This window comes from Roseateles oligotrophus, assembly GCF_025717515.1.
In the GTDB taxonomy this organism is placed as follows: domain Bacteria; phylum Pseudomonadota; class Gammaproteobacteria; order Burkholderiales; family Burkholderiaceae_C; genus Paucibacter_A; species Paucibacter_A oligotrophus.
Map to the genome: position 1 here is coordinate 150,268 of NZ_JAJIRN010000011.1, position 16,350 is coordinate 166,617.

At 59.9% G+C, this 16,350-nt stretch carries 11 protein-coding genes; 2 read left to right on the forward strand and 9 right to left on the reverse strand.

What is annotated here, in order from left to right; translation table 11 throughout:
- Window positions 1–2: 2 nt before the first annotated feature.
- The 4 genes from LNV07_RS22815 to LNV07_RS22830 all read right to left on the reverse strand — a co-directional run bounded on the left by LNV07_RS22815 (window position 3) and on the right by LNV07_RS22830 (window position 6,987).
- Window positions 3–710, reverse strand: coding sequence for a TVP38/TMEM64 family protein (locus LNV07_RS22815; RefSeq protein ID WP_263573498.1), 708 nt, complete (start codon window positions 708–710; stop codon window positions 3–5).
- A complete protein-coding gene (locus LNV07_RS22820) occupies window positions 707–4,630 on the reverse strand; it encodes a non-ribosomal peptide synthetase (protein ID WP_263573499.1) in 3,924 nt (1,307 codons plus the stop codon). Before LNV07_RS22820 ends, LNV07_RS22815 begins: the two co-directional genes overlap by 4 nt.
- Window positions 4,591–6,414, reverse strand: a complete 1,824-nt coding sequence (locus tag LNV07_RS22825; RefSeq protein WP_263573500.1) for a patatin-like phospholipase family protein — start codon at window positions 6,412–6,414, stop codon at window positions 4,591–4,593. Before LNV07_RS22825 ends, LNV07_RS22820 begins: the two co-directional genes overlap by 40 nt.
- Window positions 6,415–6,570: 156 nt before the next feature.
- Window positions 6,571–6,987, reverse strand: coding sequence for a hypothetical protein (locus tag LNV07_RS22830; RefSeq protein ID WP_263573501.1), 417 nt, complete (start codon window positions 6,985–6,987; stop codon window positions 6,571–6,573).
- On the opposite strand from LNV07_RS22830, the gene LNV07_RS22835 reads away from it, so the two are divergent.
- Window positions 6,986–7,675: a PT domain-containing protein gene (locus tag LNV07_RS22835; protein WP_263573502.1), complete on the forward strand. Its 690-nt coding sequence runs from the start codon at window positions 6,986–6,988 to the stop codon at window positions 7,673–7,675. The genes LNV07_RS22830 and LNV07_RS22835 overlap by 2 nt on opposite strands.
- Window positions 7,676–7,691: 16 nt before the next feature.
- Here LNV07_RS22835 and feoB read toward each other — a convergent pair whose 3' ends face one another.
- The 5 genes from feoB to LNV07_RS22860 all read right to left on the reverse strand — a co-directional run bounded on the left by feoB (window position 7,692) and on the right by LNV07_RS22860 (window position 14,900).
- A complete protein-coding gene (feoB, locus tag LNV07_RS22840; RefSeq protein WP_263573503.1) occupies window positions 7,692–9,575 on the reverse strand; it encodes a ferrous iron transporter B in 1,884 nt (627 codons plus the stop codon).
- A complete protein-coding gene (locus LNV07_RS22845) occupies window positions 9,568–9,849 on the reverse strand; it encodes a FeoA family protein (RefSeq protein ID WP_263573504.1) in 282 nt (93 codons plus the stop codon). Before LNV07_RS22845 ends, feoB begins: the two co-directional genes overlap by 8 nt.
- Before the next feature lie 76 nt (window positions 9,850–9,925).
- A complete protein-coding gene (locus tag LNV07_RS22850; RefSeq protein WP_263573505.1) occupies window positions 9,926–12,244 on the reverse strand; it encodes an ATP-binding protein in 2,319 nt (772 codons plus the stop codon).
- Between the two features lie 56 nt (window positions 12,245–12,300).
- The gene (locus LNV07_RS22855; protein WP_263573506.1) at window positions 12,301–12,846 is read right to left on the reverse strand and encodes a YfiR family protein; all 546 of its coding nucleotides are present in this window, start codon (window positions 12,844–12,846) and stop codon (window positions 12,301–12,303) included.
- Window positions 12,847–12,848: 2 nt separating this feature from the next.
- Window positions 12,849–14,900 (reverse strand): TonB-dependent receptor plug domain-containing protein, encoded by a 2,052-nt coding sequence (locus tag LNV07_RS22860; RefSeq protein WP_263573507.1) that lies wholly within the window; start codon window positions 14,898–14,900, stop codon window positions 12,849–12,851.
- Window positions 14,901–15,320: 420 nt separating this feature from the next.
- Here LNV07_RS22860 and LNV07_RS22865 point away from each other — a divergent pair, with 420 nt between their 5' ends.
- On the forward strand, window positions 15,321–16,325 hold the full coding sequence (locus tag LNV07_RS22865) for a BMP family lipoprotein (RefSeq protein WP_263573508.1): 1,005 nt from the start codon (window positions 15,321–15,323) through the stop codon (window positions 16,323–16,325).
- Window positions 16,326–16,350 lie beyond the last annotated feature (25 nt).

A 16,350-nucleotide genomic window follows, 5' to 3' on the forward strand; every position in this document is an offset into this window, starting at 1 on the left:
CGTTATTGCTCCTGTTGACGACCGATTGTTCTGCGCCAGCCCCAGATCGCCAAGGCCAGCGCCAGCAGGGCCAGGGGCAGGCTCAGCCAGTGCCAGACATAGCGGCCGGGGTCTTTCAAGGCGAGCAGCAGGGTGTCCATGAAGAAAGCCATCGCCAGCGTGCTCGGGCTCATGCCTATGGCCGTGCCCAAGAGCATGTCGCGCAGCCGGATATGGGTGGCGCCGGCGACCATATTGACCACCGCAAACGGCGCCAAAGGCAGCAGCCGCAGCGTGATCACGGACCAGACGCCGCGCCCCCCGAGCCGCTCGCTGACTTGGCGCACCCTTGGCCCTGCCAAACGCAGCAGCGCCTGATGGCCCAGGCTGCGGCCTATCATGTGGCTGATGGCCGCCGCCATGAGTGCGGCGCCCATGCTGCAGGCGAAGCCCAGCCAGGGGCCAAGAGCGGCGATCAACAAAAGGCTCAGCACCGACAGCGGCACCGCCAGCGTCAGCCCGACGGCGGCGGTTAGCGTGGCCAGGCCGGGGCCGAGCGCCCTGCCTCGGTTTTGCAGTTGCGCGAGCAAGGGGGCGAGCTCAAATTTTCCGACGCTCCAAAACATTGCCAGACCAAGCAGACTCGTGATCGCCAACGCCAGCAGCAATACACGCAGCCTCAGTCGGCGTTGCGGGGGCGCAGCTGCGGGCAGTTGAGCCTCGCTCTTCATGGCATCGCCTCGCTGCTAGAGGCAGAGGCCAAGAATTGACGCAAGACCTCGGCCAATTCGCTCGCATGCTGGGCCTCAAACATCGAACCATGCAGGCCGCTGACGAGTTGAGTCTCAATTTTTTTGGGCATCAGGCGATGCCAGCCTTGGAATAACAGACGGTTCCAACTCGCCAGGCCGGTTGATTTGACCAGCAGCACCGGGCCGTCGAAGGCGCGACAGCGATGACCGCGCAGTGCCAACACTTGGCTGATCAAACCGGGGTCGCTGAACATGGCGCTGAGTCTGCGCCCATTCATGCTCAGATCCTGCACATGCAGCTTGCGCACCAACCAGCCCAGGGTGCGCCATGAGGCGGTGCCGCCAAACACCGCGTCCGGGTGAATAGTGTCGAGCAGAATCAGACCCAAGGGCGCGCGGCCGCGCCTTTGCAATTCCAGTGCCGTCTCCAGCGCGGTCACGCCGCCGACCGAAAAACCCGCCAACCAGACCTGCTGATTTTCTTGCCCGCTTTGCGCCTCGATGCAGTCGGCATAAAGCGAGGCAAACTCCCGCATCGTTGTGGGTGCAGGAGCCTGCGGGGCTTGCAGCATGTATAGACGAGCGTCTCCTTGCAGCGATTGGGCCAAATTTTGCAGCCGCATCACGTCGCCATGGCCCGATGCAGCCAGATAAATGACGGGGCCTTTGCTGGCCACGCCACAGGTCGGGTCGCTGAGCGCTCGGAGAATGCCGGGTCGGGCCAAAGGAAGGCTCAAGGCGCGGGCCAAGTCAGCGATATTGGGATGCTCGCTGATCAGTTGCAGCGGCAGCGGCCGACCCAATTGGTCTTCCATCGCGCCCAGGATGCTCAGCGCAGCCAGTGAGTCACCACCCAACTCGAAAAAGTCATCGTCTATGCCGATGCTGGCAGCGCGTGGGCCCAGTGCCTGCTGCCAGAGTGTCAACAGGGCCTGCTCCATCGCCGTTGCCGGTGGGCGGCGGCTGTTGCTTCGGGCCGGTTGACTCGACGGCAAGGGCAAGGCGGCCAGATCGATTTTGCCGCTGCGCGTCAAAGGCAGCTCGGCCAACCAGGTGAAGCCGCTGGGCCTCATATAGTCGGGCAAACACAGACGCAGCCCTGCTTGCAGCTCGAGTGAATCTATGGGGCTGCCAAGCAACCAGGCATGCAGCAGCGCTTGGCCGCCGAGTTCAATTTTTTGCACGACCGCTTGCACGACGCCTGGTAAGGAGCGACAAGCCGCCTCGACATCACCGGGTTCGATCCGGTAGCCGCGCAGCTTGATTTGGCGGTCTATGCGGCCCTTGAAATGCAAGCGCCCGAGGCCATCCAGCCAACCACTGTCCCCCGTGCGATAAATGCGCTGGCCGGGCAAAAATGGGTCGGAAAAGAAGGCCAGTTGATCGAGATCGGGGCGTCCCAGATAGCCACGCGCGAGCGCGCCTCCGCCGATATGGATGTCCCCAGTAACACCAAAAGGCAGTACTTGCAGGTCCGGCCCCAGCACATAGATACGGCAGTCGTCGATGGGGCGACCGAGGGGCAAATCTTGACATTGATCCTGACTGGATTGCGATTGCTTGCTGTCTTGAACATCGGCCGAGCAGTCCCAGGCGGTGGCGAAAATGGTCGCCTCGGTCGGGCCATAGACGTTGTACAACTGCGCGCCGGTTTCGCGCATAAAGCGGGCCGCCAATGCCGGTGTCAGGACTTCGCCGCCGCAGCAAGCCACGCGCAGCTTCAGGCCCTGCTTGCCGCGCCATCCTGCCAGCAGGCCGGGCAGGGTGGACGGTACAAAGGCGCTGAAGGTGGCGCCATGTTTGAGGATGAACTCGGCCAAGCGCTGCGGATGCAGGCGGCCGGGCGGCGGCAGCGCAATGCTGGCGCCCTGGGTCAAGGGCAGCATAATTTCGATCAAAGAAGGGTCGAAACCGAGTTGGGTGCCCTGGGCAGAACGGTCGTTTGCATCGATAGCCCAGACACGCGAAGCCCAGGCCAAACGCCGAGACAAGGCGCAATGTTGGACCATCACGCCTTTGGGCCGGCCGCTCGAGCCGGAGGTGAACAACACATAGGCCAAATCATCGGCCGATGCCCTTGCCCAGGACCAAAGCTCTTGCGCTTGGGGCCTTGCATGATCTGCAAGCTCGTCCATATGCAGGCAGCGGCTGTGCAGCGCCGCCAAATCTGGCGCGGTGGACTTGTCGAGCAATAAGGCAACCGCACCGCTGTCGGCCAAAATTCCGGCCAAACGTGCAATGGGGGCTTGCGGGTCGAGTGGCACAAACGCGGCGCCGGAACGAGCAATCGCCAGCAAGGCGATGATCATATCGGCCGAGCGCTCGATGGCCATCGCGACCACCTTGTTGCGCCCGGCCCCCAATGGCCGTAAGCGCCGCGCCAGCAGTTCGACCCGCCTTGCCAACTCGCCGTAGTTGAGGCTGCCCGTGTCCCAAATCAAGGCGCAGCGCTGCGGCCAAAGCGCCGCTTGATGCTCGAACAGATCGATATAGGGTTGCGGCGCATCCAGTTGGGCGACATCTTTGTGCAGGCCCTCCAGCAAGGCCCAGCGCTCCTCGATCGGCACGATGTCAAATTGCTCCAGAGGAAACGCTGGCTGCTCGGCCAAGGCCTGCGCCAGATGCCAAAGCCGCCTGGCCAGAAGTTCAGGCTCACCCGACCCAAAGCAGGCCCGGCTGGCCTCCAGGATCATCTCGGGATTGGCCTGTGCATCGAATTCACAAACCGTCACGGCCAGCGGGTAGCGAGCCACGCCGGAAAACAACTGGCGCGAATCCATAAACTGAGCGTCACCGAAGTTCAAGGCGTAATCCTGGCGCTCGAAAGACAGCAGTACATCGAGCAGGCTGTCGCGCCCCTCGCGCAGCAAATGCAGGGACTGGCTCAGCTCACTCAGCGGATAACGTGGATGGCGCAGCGCGCCTTGCATCTGTTGCCCTATGTGCTGCAGCAAGTCGGCTGCGGTAGCGCCTGGTACAAGCTGAATTCGTACCGACAGGACCCCAACAAACATGCCTGGAGTGGCGCGAAAACGCCGGCCCGAGCGGTTCAGGCTGGGGACCCCGATCAACACCGATGATCGTCCCTTCAGACGTGAAAAATACAAGGCCAGCGCGGCCAGGAAGCAAGCAAAGACGCTATTGCCCAAGGCCTCGGCGGAGGAGGCCAAAGCTTCGTACGCGGGCCTCGGTAAGGCTAGTTTGAAGACCTCTGCCTCAGGCAATTCATTCGATGCAATATAGCCCCGGCGCGACTCGATCAGGGGGCTTCCGAGTTGCTGCAATTGGCGCTTCCAATATTCACCGTCCCGCTCGAACGCAGGTGAGTTGCGGTAGACCAAAGATTCGGCGATGAAGTCTTGGTAGCTAGGCGCTGCCCCCGCTTGGCTTCCTTGGGGCTCTGCAAGCTCCTTGTAGATCTCGCTCCAGGCACGCATCACCTGAGTTGTGCCCCAACCATCCATCACTAGATGGTGGAATTGAAGCGCCAGCCCGTGCAATTGATCGCTGGCACGCAGGAGTGCGAAGCGCCATGGCGGGCCGCCGCCGAGCTCAAATTTCCTTCGGATGCGTTGCTGCCACCAATCGCACATGGCTTGCCGAGGGTCAGGTGTTGCCCCCAATTCCACCACCTCCAACTGCGGCTCGAAATGATTGAGCAATTGTTGCGTACCGTCGGCGCTGGGCACTAGGCGCAAGGCCTCCGAGCGTTCGACCAGGATATTCAGCGCCAACTTGAGTCGGCCCAGGTCGATAGCGCCCACAAAAAAACCAATGCCGCCGATATTCAAATGCGCACTGCCGGGCCAGGCGCGCTGGTCCAACCAGACCTCTCGTTGGCTGAGAGACAGATCGAGCTTCAAGGCTGTTTCATCGCCTGTCGCTTGTGGAAATCCCATTCGCCAATTTTCTCCATCGCATGTTGATAGCCGACTTCGGCAATATCGGCACCACGCCCATAGGCCATGAGGGCAAATTCACCCACCGGCGGCTCGAGGTAGTGATCGGCCTGTGAAATGGCGCGAAGACGTTGATTCATGCCGCCGACATGGCCGGCACTGTAGAGAATGTCAGCGATACCAGGCGAGACCGGCGCGTGCTTGACCAGCATGGACTTGAGCGTGCTCCGAGCGCTAAGACGAAGCAGGGCCGGGTCGGCGCGCAGATTGGCCCGCACATCCACATCGATCGCAATGATCAGGCCGTTACCGCGCCGGCGCTCCAGCTTGGTGCCCAGACGCATACGCATAGGCTGAACCGGCACGTTTTCAAGAATCGCGCCGTCCACCAATAGCGCGCCCTCGTGCAAGACCGGCGGGAACAAACCGGCCGGGGAGTTGCTGGCGAGCACGGCTTTCCACAATGGGCCGCTGTCCAGAACCTGCGTGTTGCCTGTGCTCAAGTTGCAGGCGGCGGCAAAGTAGGGGCGCCAGAGTTGCTCGATCAGGCGTTCGCCAAACATGCGCTTCAAGTCCCGCTCGACTCGCCGCCCTCCGACCAGCGACACCAGTGGCAGGGTCGGTCGTTCACCGCCGGCAGCAAAGCGTTGAGTTTGTACGAGGATTTCGGCTAAATCATGGCCCAAGGCGTATTGCGCACCGATCAGGGCACCCATGCTGTTGCCGCCTATCAGATCGACCGGGATGGCGGATTCCTCCAGCGCCCGCAAGACCCCGAGATGAGCGAAGCCGCGAGCACCTCCCCCGCCCAGCACCACACCGACGGCGCTGCCGGTCAGAAAGCGAGCCAGGCGCGCGGCATCATCCGGCCGACCTTGGCGCAGCGGGTAGATGCGTTCAAGATCGCGGCCCTGCATCCATGGTGCGGGCAGCACCGGTGTCACGCAGTCCTGCGCATGTCTCAGCACCAAGTGGCGGCGTTTCAGTTGATAACCGGGTTCTTGGCCCAGCATCAGTTCAATCTCCTTGAGGCGAGGGTCGGCACCGGCCTCGGCGACGAGGATGACTTGATCGGCTTGGCGAAAGGCAAAACGGGTCCAGGCACAGTCCTGGCCCGAGGTCTCGTAGATGATGAATTCGTGCTCGTCTTCGATCTGCGCCAAGGCATCACGCGGCACGGACTCGCCATTCAAAAGAAGGTGCGTGTCTTGTGCCGATGGCATCAGGTGCGCGACCCGGCCATGCTTGGCGAAGGCCGGCCGCAGGTCTTGCCCAAGCGTCTCGCCACCCAGGGGCTGCAAGGGCAGCAAGGCAAAGGTCTGCGCCATGCCTTGATCGGCCGGGTCGGGCGCATTGCGCATGCGGTCATAGACGGCCTTCAAGAAGACCTGCGACAAGTCGAGCGGGAAGACCCGCAACAAGCTCTCGTAAGCCTTGCGGCTCAATATGGCCAAGCGTGAGTCGCGCACCGCAGTGACATCCTGGGCGCGCTTTTGCCCAAGAATCATCCCCAACTCACCGATGCTTTGGCCGGGTTGAATTTGGTTGTAAAGCAGCAGTTGCCCGTCGGAGGCCCGGCGCGAAACCCGCAGTCCGCCACTGATGACGAACACAATGCTGTCGGATTCCTGGCCCTCGTGGATGATGGTCTCACCGCCGTGTGCGCTGCTCAGCGTCATCGCGTCTGCCAGCGCCGTGAGAATATCTTTGCTCAGCGAACCGAATACCGAACTCGACCGCAAGACGTCGATCACGCGGGCATGGCTGCTAGGGGAGGGCTCCATGGCTGCAGTCTAGCTTGAGGCGTCGAACAAGGGCGCCTAAAAAACGAGGCCCAAAAACAAACTCACCCACTGTCTCGGTAGAAACAGCGGGTGCTGGCAAAGCGCCGGGCGGCGCATGCGGGTCAGGTCTTGCCAACCTTGAGGTTGGCGAAGAATTTAGTTGGGCACCAGGGCCGAGCCGAGGGCCTGCACGGCCTCGTCCAGCTTGGCTGTTGCCAGCGCCTTGCACTGCTCGATTGTCGAATTGGCTTGTGAGCCAAAAGTGGTGGCGCTCTTGGCTGGCTTGAACAGCAGGTCTTTGCCCTTGACCGGCAGCATCAAGGTGCGAGCGGTGATAACGCAGGTTTTGGACGCATCAATGCCGCCTTCAACCTGGCTCAGAAAACCCCATTTGTTGGCCGGATAGAGTTTGATGAGTTTGGCCGATTGAGTTTTCAGCCAAATGGTTTCGGCTTGGGCTTGATCCATCCAAGGGGCCGTCGAGTGATCGATGATGATGTACTTGACAGGCGCAGCGAAGGACAGCGAGGCGCAAGGCAGCAACAGGGCGGCTAGGAGCTTGGAGATTTTCATGGGCTTCTTTCGAATTGTCAGTGTGCAGATGAACTCGACCGGTTTGCGGCCGACTGCGCGGATTGTAGGGAGTGTTTTCAGGGAGAAATTGTTTTCTGATGCAGGCGGCTATAGGCGTAAACCCGCGCTTCGGGGCCAAATCAAGCTTGATGGCTATTCTTGTCGCTTTGCCGCCCATGGCCGCTGTTTAGCGAGGCTGCTGGCTATCATCGGCAGCATGGTAAGTTCAATCAAACGTAAATCTGTTGCCTCGGTCGAGGCTCCAACCGTCAAGCGGCGAGTGACGGCGGCAGCGGCAGAAAAGCCGAGCAAGCAACCGAAAGCACAGCCAAAAGAGCAGCCGGGCGATCAGCCGAGTGATCAACCTTTTTTGCGCTTCACGCATAGCCAGGCGCTACGCAAGCAGACGCTGAAGGTGCTGCTTGCCTTGGAGCAATCCGATGCGCCCGACGAGCACCGGGCAGATTTGGCGGATATCGTCGTAACCTTGATGTCCGCCGGCATGGATTTCTATTTTCTTGCCCCGCTTAAACAAGCCAAGGCCGGCTTCGTGATTCAGCAGTCGGCCAATCTGGGTATGGTGGGGGTGCAGCAGTTGATGGGCGGGGTGATTCGCAACATCATCGGACGCATGGAGCGGCCCGCTTTGCTGAGCGTCTGCGGCTCGATCCGTTCGATGATGCTTTGATGGCGCCGCTGCACGCCTAAGCCAGCAGCCAGGTGCTGATCCTGAAGGTGATGAAGGACGCCAGATAGGCCAAGCCGAACAAGTAGCCGGTCATGATCAGCGGCATGCGCAGGCCGCCGGTTTCACGCCGCACCGCCGCCAAGGTCGCCAGGCATTGCGGGGCGAACACAAACCAGGCCAGCAAGGACAGCGCGGTCGGCAGGCTCCAGCTTTGAGCGATCAGCGGCGTCAGGGCTTGAGCCGCGTCTTCTGCTCTGGCCGACAAGGCATAGACGGTGCCCAGCGCACTGATGGCGATTTCGCGTGCGGCCAGTCCCGGCACCAAGGCCAGGCTGATTTGCCAGTTGAAGCCGATGGGCTCGAATACCTGCGCGAGACCGCGCCCCAGCATGCCGGCGACGCTGTACTCGATCGGCGCCCCGGAGGCACCTTCGGGCTTGCCGGGAAAGCTGGACAAGGCCCATAGCAACAAGGTCAAGCACAGGATGATGCCGCCCACCCGCTTGATGAAGATTGCCGCCCGCTGGCGCAAGCCGATCAGCACATTGCGTGGGTTCGGCCAATGGTAATTGGGCAACTCCATCATCAGCGGCCGCACTTGGGCGCCGCTGCCGAAGCGCTTGAGCACCCAGGCGACGGCCAAGGCGCCCAAAATTCCGGCGATATAGAGGCCGAGCAAGACCAGCCCCTGCAACTCGAAACCGCCCCAAACGACTCGTTGCGGGATGAAGGCGCCGATCAGCAAGGCGTAGACCGGCAGACGGGCCGAGCAGGTCATCAGCGGGGCAATCATGATGGTGACCAGGCGATCACGTGGGTTGGCGATGCTGCGTGTCGCCATGATGCCGGGAATGGCGCAGGCAAAGCTGGACAACAAGGGAATGAAGCTGCGCCCCGATAGGCCGACGCTGCCCATCAGGCGGTCAAGCAAAAAGGCGGCGCGGGGCAGATAGCCCGATTCCTCCAGCACCAAAATGAAGAAAAAAAGAATCAAGATTTGCGGCAAAAAAACCAGCACGCCGCCGACGCCTGCGATCAAGCCGTCGACGATCAGGCTGTGCAGCCAACCCTCCGCCAACAGGGATCCGGCCTGTTGACCGAGCCAGCCGATCGCCGATTCGATCAAGTCTTTGGGGCCTTCCGCCCAGCTGAATACGGCCTGGAACAACAAAAATAGAACGACCAGCAGAATCAGCGGGCCCAGCACCGGATGCAGCAAGACCCGGTCGATCCGGTCGCTGGGCAAATGGGGCAGTTGTTGGTCCAGATCCAGCGCCTGCAAAATCTGCCGCACTGCGGCGTGGTCGGTTTCTTGTTTGCTGGGCGAGCTCAACTCGGGCAGTGCGTCGACAGCAGCCGACCAGACTTCACGTTGATCGAGCAGCAACTTCAATTCATCGACACCGACCCCTTGCGTGGCGACGGTGCGAATCACAGGCACGCCGATCGCCGCAGACAGCTTGTCGGCATCAATATGGATGCCGCGGCGGTCTGCTAGGTCGGTCATATTGAGTGCCACCACGCAGGGCAGCCCCATTCGTTTGACCGCCAGCACCAGCCTCAATGTCCGCCGCAGATTGGTGGCGTCGAGCACGCAAATTACCAGATCGGGCCGCTTCTCGCCGCGCGCTCGTCCGGCCAGCACATCGCAGGTCACCCGCTCGTCGGGAGAGCGTGGGTGCAGGCTGTAGGTGCCGGGCAGGTCAAGCAGACGCAGGTTTTTCCCGGCAGCGCTGCTGAGGCGCCCCTCTTTGCGCTCGACCGTCACACCGGCGTAGTTGGCGACCTTTTGCTGGCTGCCGGTCAGACGGTTGAACAGCGCGGTTTTGCCGCAGTTCGGGTTGCCCACCAGCGCCAAAAGTGGCCCGGCCGGGTGCAGATGGATGATGGCTTCACGCATCGATCGCACCTTGATCGGGCGCGGCGGCTTTGACGCAAATGCAGGCCGCTTCGGCGCGGCGCAGTGCAAACGTCGACTGGCCAATCCGCACCACCAAGGGGTCCGCACCCGGTTGGCCGCGGGCCATCACGCGCACCGCCTCGCCGGGCAAAAAACCAAGTTCTTCCAGCCATTCGGCCCACTCGGGCGCGTAATTGGGCGAACTCACGCCGACGACATTCATCGGCGCGCCGATGGCGGCCATGGCCAGACTGTCTGGAGAAGCGCTTGTCATGGGTATTGGGGGCTCGGCTGCGACGCAATTAAGAATTATTCGCATTGTAGCCAACAAAACACCCAAATTTGCTCACTTATTGTTGATCTAAGGTTTGCGCAAGCGCGAGTTTGAGTTGCTCAAAACCCTCGATGAAGGGTTCGGCTTGGCATAGGTCGGCGTAACGCTCGACCGCGTCGCACCACTCATAGCTGCTGCCGTTGGGCTCGATAAAGGCCAGGCAGCCCTTGATGCCATGCACGGTAACGGCCGCCACATGCCAGTCCTCGTCCTGAATGGCCGCATCAATTTCTTGCAGCCGCATCGGCAGTTGCTCTCGAAATGCGCTCAACATCTGACTCTTGAGCTCGAGCACGCGCTGCGCGCGAATCTCCTGCTTGCTGATGGGTCGGGGTGATGCCTGGTCAGCGCCCGATTCGGCCATCGCATCGTTCGACTCGGTTTGCGGAATCGTCTGTTGATGAGCGTCCTGCGGCTTGAGCATCTGGCCCAAACGCTGGCGCTCCTTGATGACTTGGCCTAGCACCTGATGCAGCGCATGCTCATCTATGGGCTTGCTCAAAAAAGCCACCATGCCGCTGCTCAAGAAGCGCGCCCGGTCTTGTTCCGAGGCATTGGCCGTCAAGGCAATGATGGGAATATTGGGCTCTGAAAAGACATGGTCACGCCAGCGGCCGGCACGAATATGGCCGGTCGCTTCCAGTCCATCCATCACCGGCATGCGGCCATCCATCAAGATCAAGTCAAAGCGCTCTTGCGTCAGGGCCAGCAGCGCCTGTTCGCCGTTTTTGACCAGGCTCATGGTGTGGCCCATATCGCTCAGCAGGGCTTTGACGATCAGCTGATTGGTCTCGGCATCTTCGGCCACCAGCACATGCAATTGATGCTCGTGCGGCGGCAGGGCTTCGAGTAATTCTTGCTGCGGTTGTTGGCCTACAGCAAGGGGGACTTCAAAGTAGAAGGTGCTGCCGATGCCCAGGCTGCTTTGCAGGCCGATCCGGCCGCCCATCATCTCAACCAGTTGCTTGCAGATCGACAACCCCAAGCCGGTGCCGCCGAAATTGCGTGTGGTCGACATATCGGCCTGCTCGAACTTCTGAAACAACCGGGTTTGGGCTTCTTCACTGATGCCGAGCCCGGAGTCTTGCACCGCGAAGTAAATCGAGACCAAGCCGGGGGCTGAATTGGCGCTGCCCAAACTGGCCGCCACGGTCACGCCGCCGCGCTCGGTGAACTTGATGGCATTGCCGACCAAGTTCAGCAGCACCTGTCTGAGTCGGGTCGGGTCGCCTTGAAGGTAGGTCGGGATTTGCGGGTCAAGGTGCAGCTCAAGCTGAATGCTCTTTTGGCCCGCCCGCTCCACCAGCAACTGCATGGCGTCGTCCAGCAAGGGGCGCAAGGCGAAATCAACCGTCTCCAGCTTGAGTTTGCCGGCCTCGATCTTGGAGACATCAAGCAGGTCATTGACGATCTGCAGCAGCGCAGAAGCATTCTTGCTGGCCAACTCGACACGTTCCCGGACCAGTGGCTCCATCTGCCCGCGCAGACCCAGCTTGAGCATGCCCAGGATGCCGGCCATTGGCGTGCGCAACTCGTGGCTCATCATGGCCAGAAAGGAGCTCTTCAGCGTCGAGGCCTGCTCGGCCGCATCCTTCAAGGCCAGCAGACGGGCATTGCTTTCTTCGAGCTGGCTGTCGCGCTTGACGATTTGATCGAGCATGCGGTTGAACACGGTGCTCAGCGCGCCGACCTCGTCATTCGCCACCACCCGCGCGCGTACGGTGAACTTGTCGCGCTGTGATACCTCGTCCATGACCTGCTTGAGGCCGGTAATGGGCTCAAGCGCGCGGTGCAAGAAGCGGCGCGCTATCAGCAAGGCGGCTGCACCTGACAGTCCCAAGGTCAGCACCAAGGCTAGGCCGAATTTAGCAATCGAGTGCCACATGCGTGCCAGGTCGACCCTGGCAACGATGGTGCCAACCCGGGCGTCGGACAGCATCACAGCCGTGGCCAGCAGAAGATGGTTTTCAAACAGTCGAGATTTGGGCTGCAAATGCAATTCGGCGGCGTTCAAGCCCATTTGCGGAGCGGTCAAATGGCTGGCGATCGTGCTGTCGTTGGCACGCAAGATGTAGACCGACTGCAAGCCGGGGTAGATGCTGGCCGCACGCAGAATCTCACCGGCCGCCTTTGCGTCATCGAAGACAAGCGGCGATGCGGCCTGCACGGCCAAGGTGTTCAACCAGGCCTGGCTGCCTTCAATCACGGCGGCTCTTTGCATCACCGCCTCTTGGGCGGTGATCAACAGCAAGGCGATCAACAAGGCAGCGGCCAGCGCGGCGGCAAGGATATGCTCCAGCCGGGTTACCAAGGAGTTTTGACGCGGCTGTTTCACTTCGTTGGCTGAGATTAGATTGCTCACTGATGGGGGGCGGGTTCCACGACGCGGCACTAGTTTGTACTTCTGGCCAATTGCAATACCTTGGATGAGAGGGTGATCCCGACCTTTTTAGTGCGCTGCATATTGACATCAAACACCAGCCGCTTGCCATCCAGGGACAACAGAATCGCTGCGCCCGCAGCCACCGGTGTATCGGCCACGGTCAGCACCGGGGCGTCGGCCAAGACCTTGAGTATCGATTGCATATTCGGTGCCTCTTGTTCGGTGATGAACAGCAACTGGCATTTCTTGATGCTTGCCAGTCCATTCAAGCGACTCACGGCCAAACGACGGCCGTTGACACTTTTGCCTTCCAGATTATTCAAGGCCTCACCGAAATTATCCTGCCCCAGCACGCAAAGCATCAGTCCGTCCTGCGGGCTCTGCGGGTCAAGATTGGGCCAGTCGGCAAAGATCATGAAGTTGTACAAATAGCTCGCCTTCATCGTGTATTCGGGCACCGCCTGAGCCTGTGTCTGCGCGTACACAGGCACGAGCGCCGACACGCTCAAGCATGTTGCCAGCAGCAGGGGTGTCAGAAAATAAGGACGCTTCATCCTTATCTCCAGAAGTCCCAACTCAATTGCAACCAGTAGGTGCGTCCGTCCATCTGCATGGCGTCAAGCACCAAGCCATCGAGCTCATGTCGCGTGATGGAAGTCGGCAGCTCGAACTGTCGGTTCAAGGCATTTTTGATGCTGAACGAAGCGCCAATACCGTTCCAGCGTTGCGCCGATGTCAGCGTCAGATTGAAGAGGGTGATTCCGCCCAAAGGTCGACCCGGGCGAATCACGACATCGGCGTCATTGCGCAACTCTTTGGTGATGCGTGAACCCTGATACTGCGCCTCCACGCCGACGCGAATTGCGCTATCCAAGGCCGGCAAACTGAAGTTGACCTTGGCCAATGAGCGCGGTGAATTGACCAGGCGCCGCCCTTCGGAATCGTTTGCGTTCTGCCAGGCGGCGCTGGCCCGCAATTGCATGTCGCCGGGCCAGGTTTGGTCGATTTGAAGCTCAATACCATGGGTCTTGCTGCTGCCGGTGAAGACGTCCGCACCGGTCGAGGAGGACAAGTAATGCTGATCGGCCAAGATATTGCGATAGATCGAGCCGGTCAGACGCAATGTCGGGCTGACGTCATGCAGCAAGATCAACTCCGTGGCGGTGACCTGTTCCGGTTTGAAGGTATCGGACTGCTGGGAGGAGCTGATGTCGTAAGGATTGGGCAGGCGGAAAGCCTGGCTATAGGCGACCTTGACGGTTGTTTCGGGTTCGGCTTGGTAGGTCAAAGCCAATCGTGGGCTGATCGCGGCTTTACGGGCATAGCGAATGCAGGGTTCTACCGAGCAATCTATCGCATTGGGTTTGTCGAAACGAATGCCGACGTTGGCGGTGACTTTGTCGCTGACGATGAATTCATCGGTGCCGTAAAGGCTGTAAGTCTTGTTGGTATAGGGGTATTTGTGGTATCTGGATTGTTCTTCGAATTTCGAGTTTAAAGCGGCCGGGGAGAATTCTTGCTTGAAGTCATCCCGGTACTCGGCGCCAAACACAATCAGATGGCCATCAAACCGAGTCAGGGCGAATTTTTGATCCAAGCCCCACCATTTGCCCACGTTCATATTTTTTCGAAACTGCTCGGCGGGGTTTATTTCACCATATTCCCGCAATGTCTTGTCTTCGTAGTGGCCGTAGTAAAGACGCGAGACCGACTTCAGATCTTTGTTTATATTGAAATCGTACTTGGCGCTTGCATGGTTGGTTTCATCAACCAATTGGTAAATTCGGTTGAAGGCGTTTTCCCGTTTTGGCAAAGGGGAGGCTTTGGTTCTTGTCACGCTGGCGGCCTGCAGGCTCAGACCATTGAGTTCAAGCTTGCCGAAGAGTCGGCGGTTTTCTTCGAAATCCTGATTGACGGCCCTGCCATTGTTTTGTGCCGGCGTATCAAAATAGGGGAAGTAGAGGTCTTGCCCGTCACTTTTGAGCCAAGAGGCCGAGAACAAGACGTCGACTCCGTTGTCGAGCTTCTTGCCGATACTGATGCGCTGCTTGTGGCCGCCATGGCTGAAGACATCACCGGCGAGTTGCGCGGAATTGAAGTCGCTGCCTTTTTTGGTGATGACGTTGATGATGCCCAGCAGGGCGTTATTGCCATAGGTAACCGAGCCGGTGCCGGGTACATATTCGACCCGGTCAATCAACTCGAGATCGATCAAGCCAGAATTGTCGATATAGGCCTGGTTGTAAAGGTTGTCTTGAGTGGCGTTGCCGTCAATCAAAACCATGATGCGACCAACGTAATCGCCCGGCGCGCCAAAGCCGCGCCCGCCTAAATATTCGTAGCGACGGTCAAAGGTGGTGTAAAGGCCGCGCATGCTATTGATGACGTCGGCCAAGGTTCGATAACCAAAGGTCCGAATATCGGCGGCGGTTACGATGGACACTGCCGAGGGCGAGTCGCTGACTTGCTTGGCCAGTTTGGATGCCGTGATGACATCCGTCTGGGTCAGCTTCTCAAAGGGCAGCGAGGTCAGGTCTAGCGGGTTTTCTTGTGCGTAGACATGTCCGATGCAGGCGAGTGCCATGCACAGGACCGTAGTGGATCGCATGCTGTGAGTCATTTTCGAGGGCTTGAAAGGCATGAAAGGACGAGCAATGAGGTCGGCGGAATGTCGGTCGCTTGGGTACTTGAGCTGGCAAACTGGGCTCGCAGGAAGCTAGCCTCGCCAGATGATCGTCACTTTACTTGAGTGCAATGACTTTTTAGCCTATGCAAATCCCTTGCGATGACTTGGCGCATGAGCCCGGAGCCGGCCGGGCAGGACGCCCCAAGCCTCCTTGCTGCGAGGTTCCTTATCCGGCTGGATGTGTCAAAAAAGGCGATTATTTGCAAAAAAACGGACGCGCAAACGTTTAGCGTTTACCTTTAGTCGCCGATGCACGCAAATTTCCTACAATGCAGCGTCCTTGCCCGGGTCCGCCCGAGCATGCTTATTGTGCAGATGTTTTTTAGCCCAAGCTCCAAAGCCATGATTGCTTTCCCGATGTTTGCTTCTTCCCAGTTCGCTCGTGGCGCCTTGGCGCTGGCTTTGTCCTGCGTCGCGGTCGCCGTTCAGGCGCAGGCCAAACCCGCCGTGATCTTTGACATGGGCGGCAAGTTCGACAAGTCTTTCAATGAGTCGGCCTACCGAGGCATCGAGCGCTGGAAACAGGAAGCCGGTAAGCCCTATCTCGAGTTCGAGATCAGTAACGATACCCAGCGCGTGCAGGCGATCCGCCGCATGGCCGAGCGCGGTGCCAGCCCCATCATCAGCGTAGGCTTCGCCCAGGCCTCGGCCTTGGAGCAGGTCGCCAAGGAATTCCCCAAGACGCAGTTCGCCATCATCGATGCCGAGGTCAAGTTGCCCAATGTGCAGTCGCTGCTGTTCAAGGAGCATGAAGGCAGCTATCTGGTCGGCGCGATGGCCGTGTTGGCCAGCAAGTCCGGCAAGGTCGGCTTTGTCGGCGGCATGGACATCCCCTTGATCCGCAAATTCCAATGCGGCTACGAGCAGGGTGCCAAGGCGACCAATCCCAAGGCCGAGGTGTTCTCCAATATGACCGGCACGACCTCGAGCGCCTGGAATGACCCGACCCGTGGCGGCGAACTCGCCAAGGCGCAATTCGCCAAGGGCTCCGATGTGGTCTTCGCCGCCGCCGGCGGAACCGGCTCGGGCGTCTATCAAGCCGCCAAGGATGCCGGTCGGCTGGCGATTGGCGTTGACAGCAATCAGAATCATTTGCAGCCCGGCACCATGCTGACCTCGATGGTCAAAAACGTCGATGTGGCGGTCTATAACGTGCTCAAGGGCTGGAAGCCCGGCACCAGCATGCTGGGGCTGAAGGAAGGCGGGGTCGAATACGCAATGGATCAGCACAATGCCAAGTTGGTGACACCCGCGTTGAAGGCCAAGGTCGAGGCGATCAAGGCCGACATCGTCGCCGGCAAGATCAAGATTGCCGACTATATGGCGGACGGTGCTTGCAAGTATTGATTGAATAGACACAGCATTCGTCAGT

Bases quoted from the DNA above. Each gene is read 5' to 3' on its own strand.
- LNV07_RS22815 (WP_263573498.1), bottom strand. From the start codon at position 710: ATGAAGAGCGAGGCTCAACTGCCCGCAGCTGCGCCCCCGCAACGCCGA.
- LNV07_RS22820 (WP_263573499.1), bottom strand. From the start codon at position 4,630: ATGGGATTTCCACAAGCGACAGGCGATGAAACAGCCTTGAAGCTCGAT.
- LNV07_RS22825 (WP_263573500.1), bottom strand. From the start codon at position 6,414: ATGGAGCCCTCCCCTAGCAGCCATGCCCGCGTGATCGACGTCTTGCGG.
- LNV07_RS22835 (WP_263573502.1), top strand. From the start codon at position 6,986: ATGGGCTTCTTTCGAATTGTCAGTGTGCAGATGAACTCGACCGGTTTG.
- LNV07_RS22830 (WP_263573501.1), bottom strand. From the start codon at position 6,987: ATGAAAATCTCCAAGCTCCTAGCCGCCCTGTTGCTGCCTTGCGCCTCG.
- feoB (WP_263573503.1), bottom strand. From the start codon at position 9,575: ATGCGTGAAGCCATCATCCATCTGCACCCGGCCGGGCCACTTTTGGCG.
- LNV07_RS22845 (WP_263573504.1), bottom strand. From the start codon at position 9,849: ATGACAAGCGCTTCTCCAGACAGTCTGGCCATGGCCGCCATCGGCGCG.
- LNV07_RS22855 (WP_263573506.1), bottom strand. From the start codon at position 12,846: ATGAAGCGTCCTTATTTTCTGACACCCCTGCTGCTGGCAACATGCTTG.
- LNV07_RS22860 (WP_263573507.1), bottom strand. From the start codon at position 14,900: ATGCGATCCACTACGGTCCTGTGCATGGCACTCGCCTGCATCGGACAT.
- LNV07_RS22865 (WP_263573508.1), top strand. From the start codon at position 15,321: ATGATTGCTTTCCCGATGTTTGCTTCTTCCCAGTTCGCTCGTGGCGCC.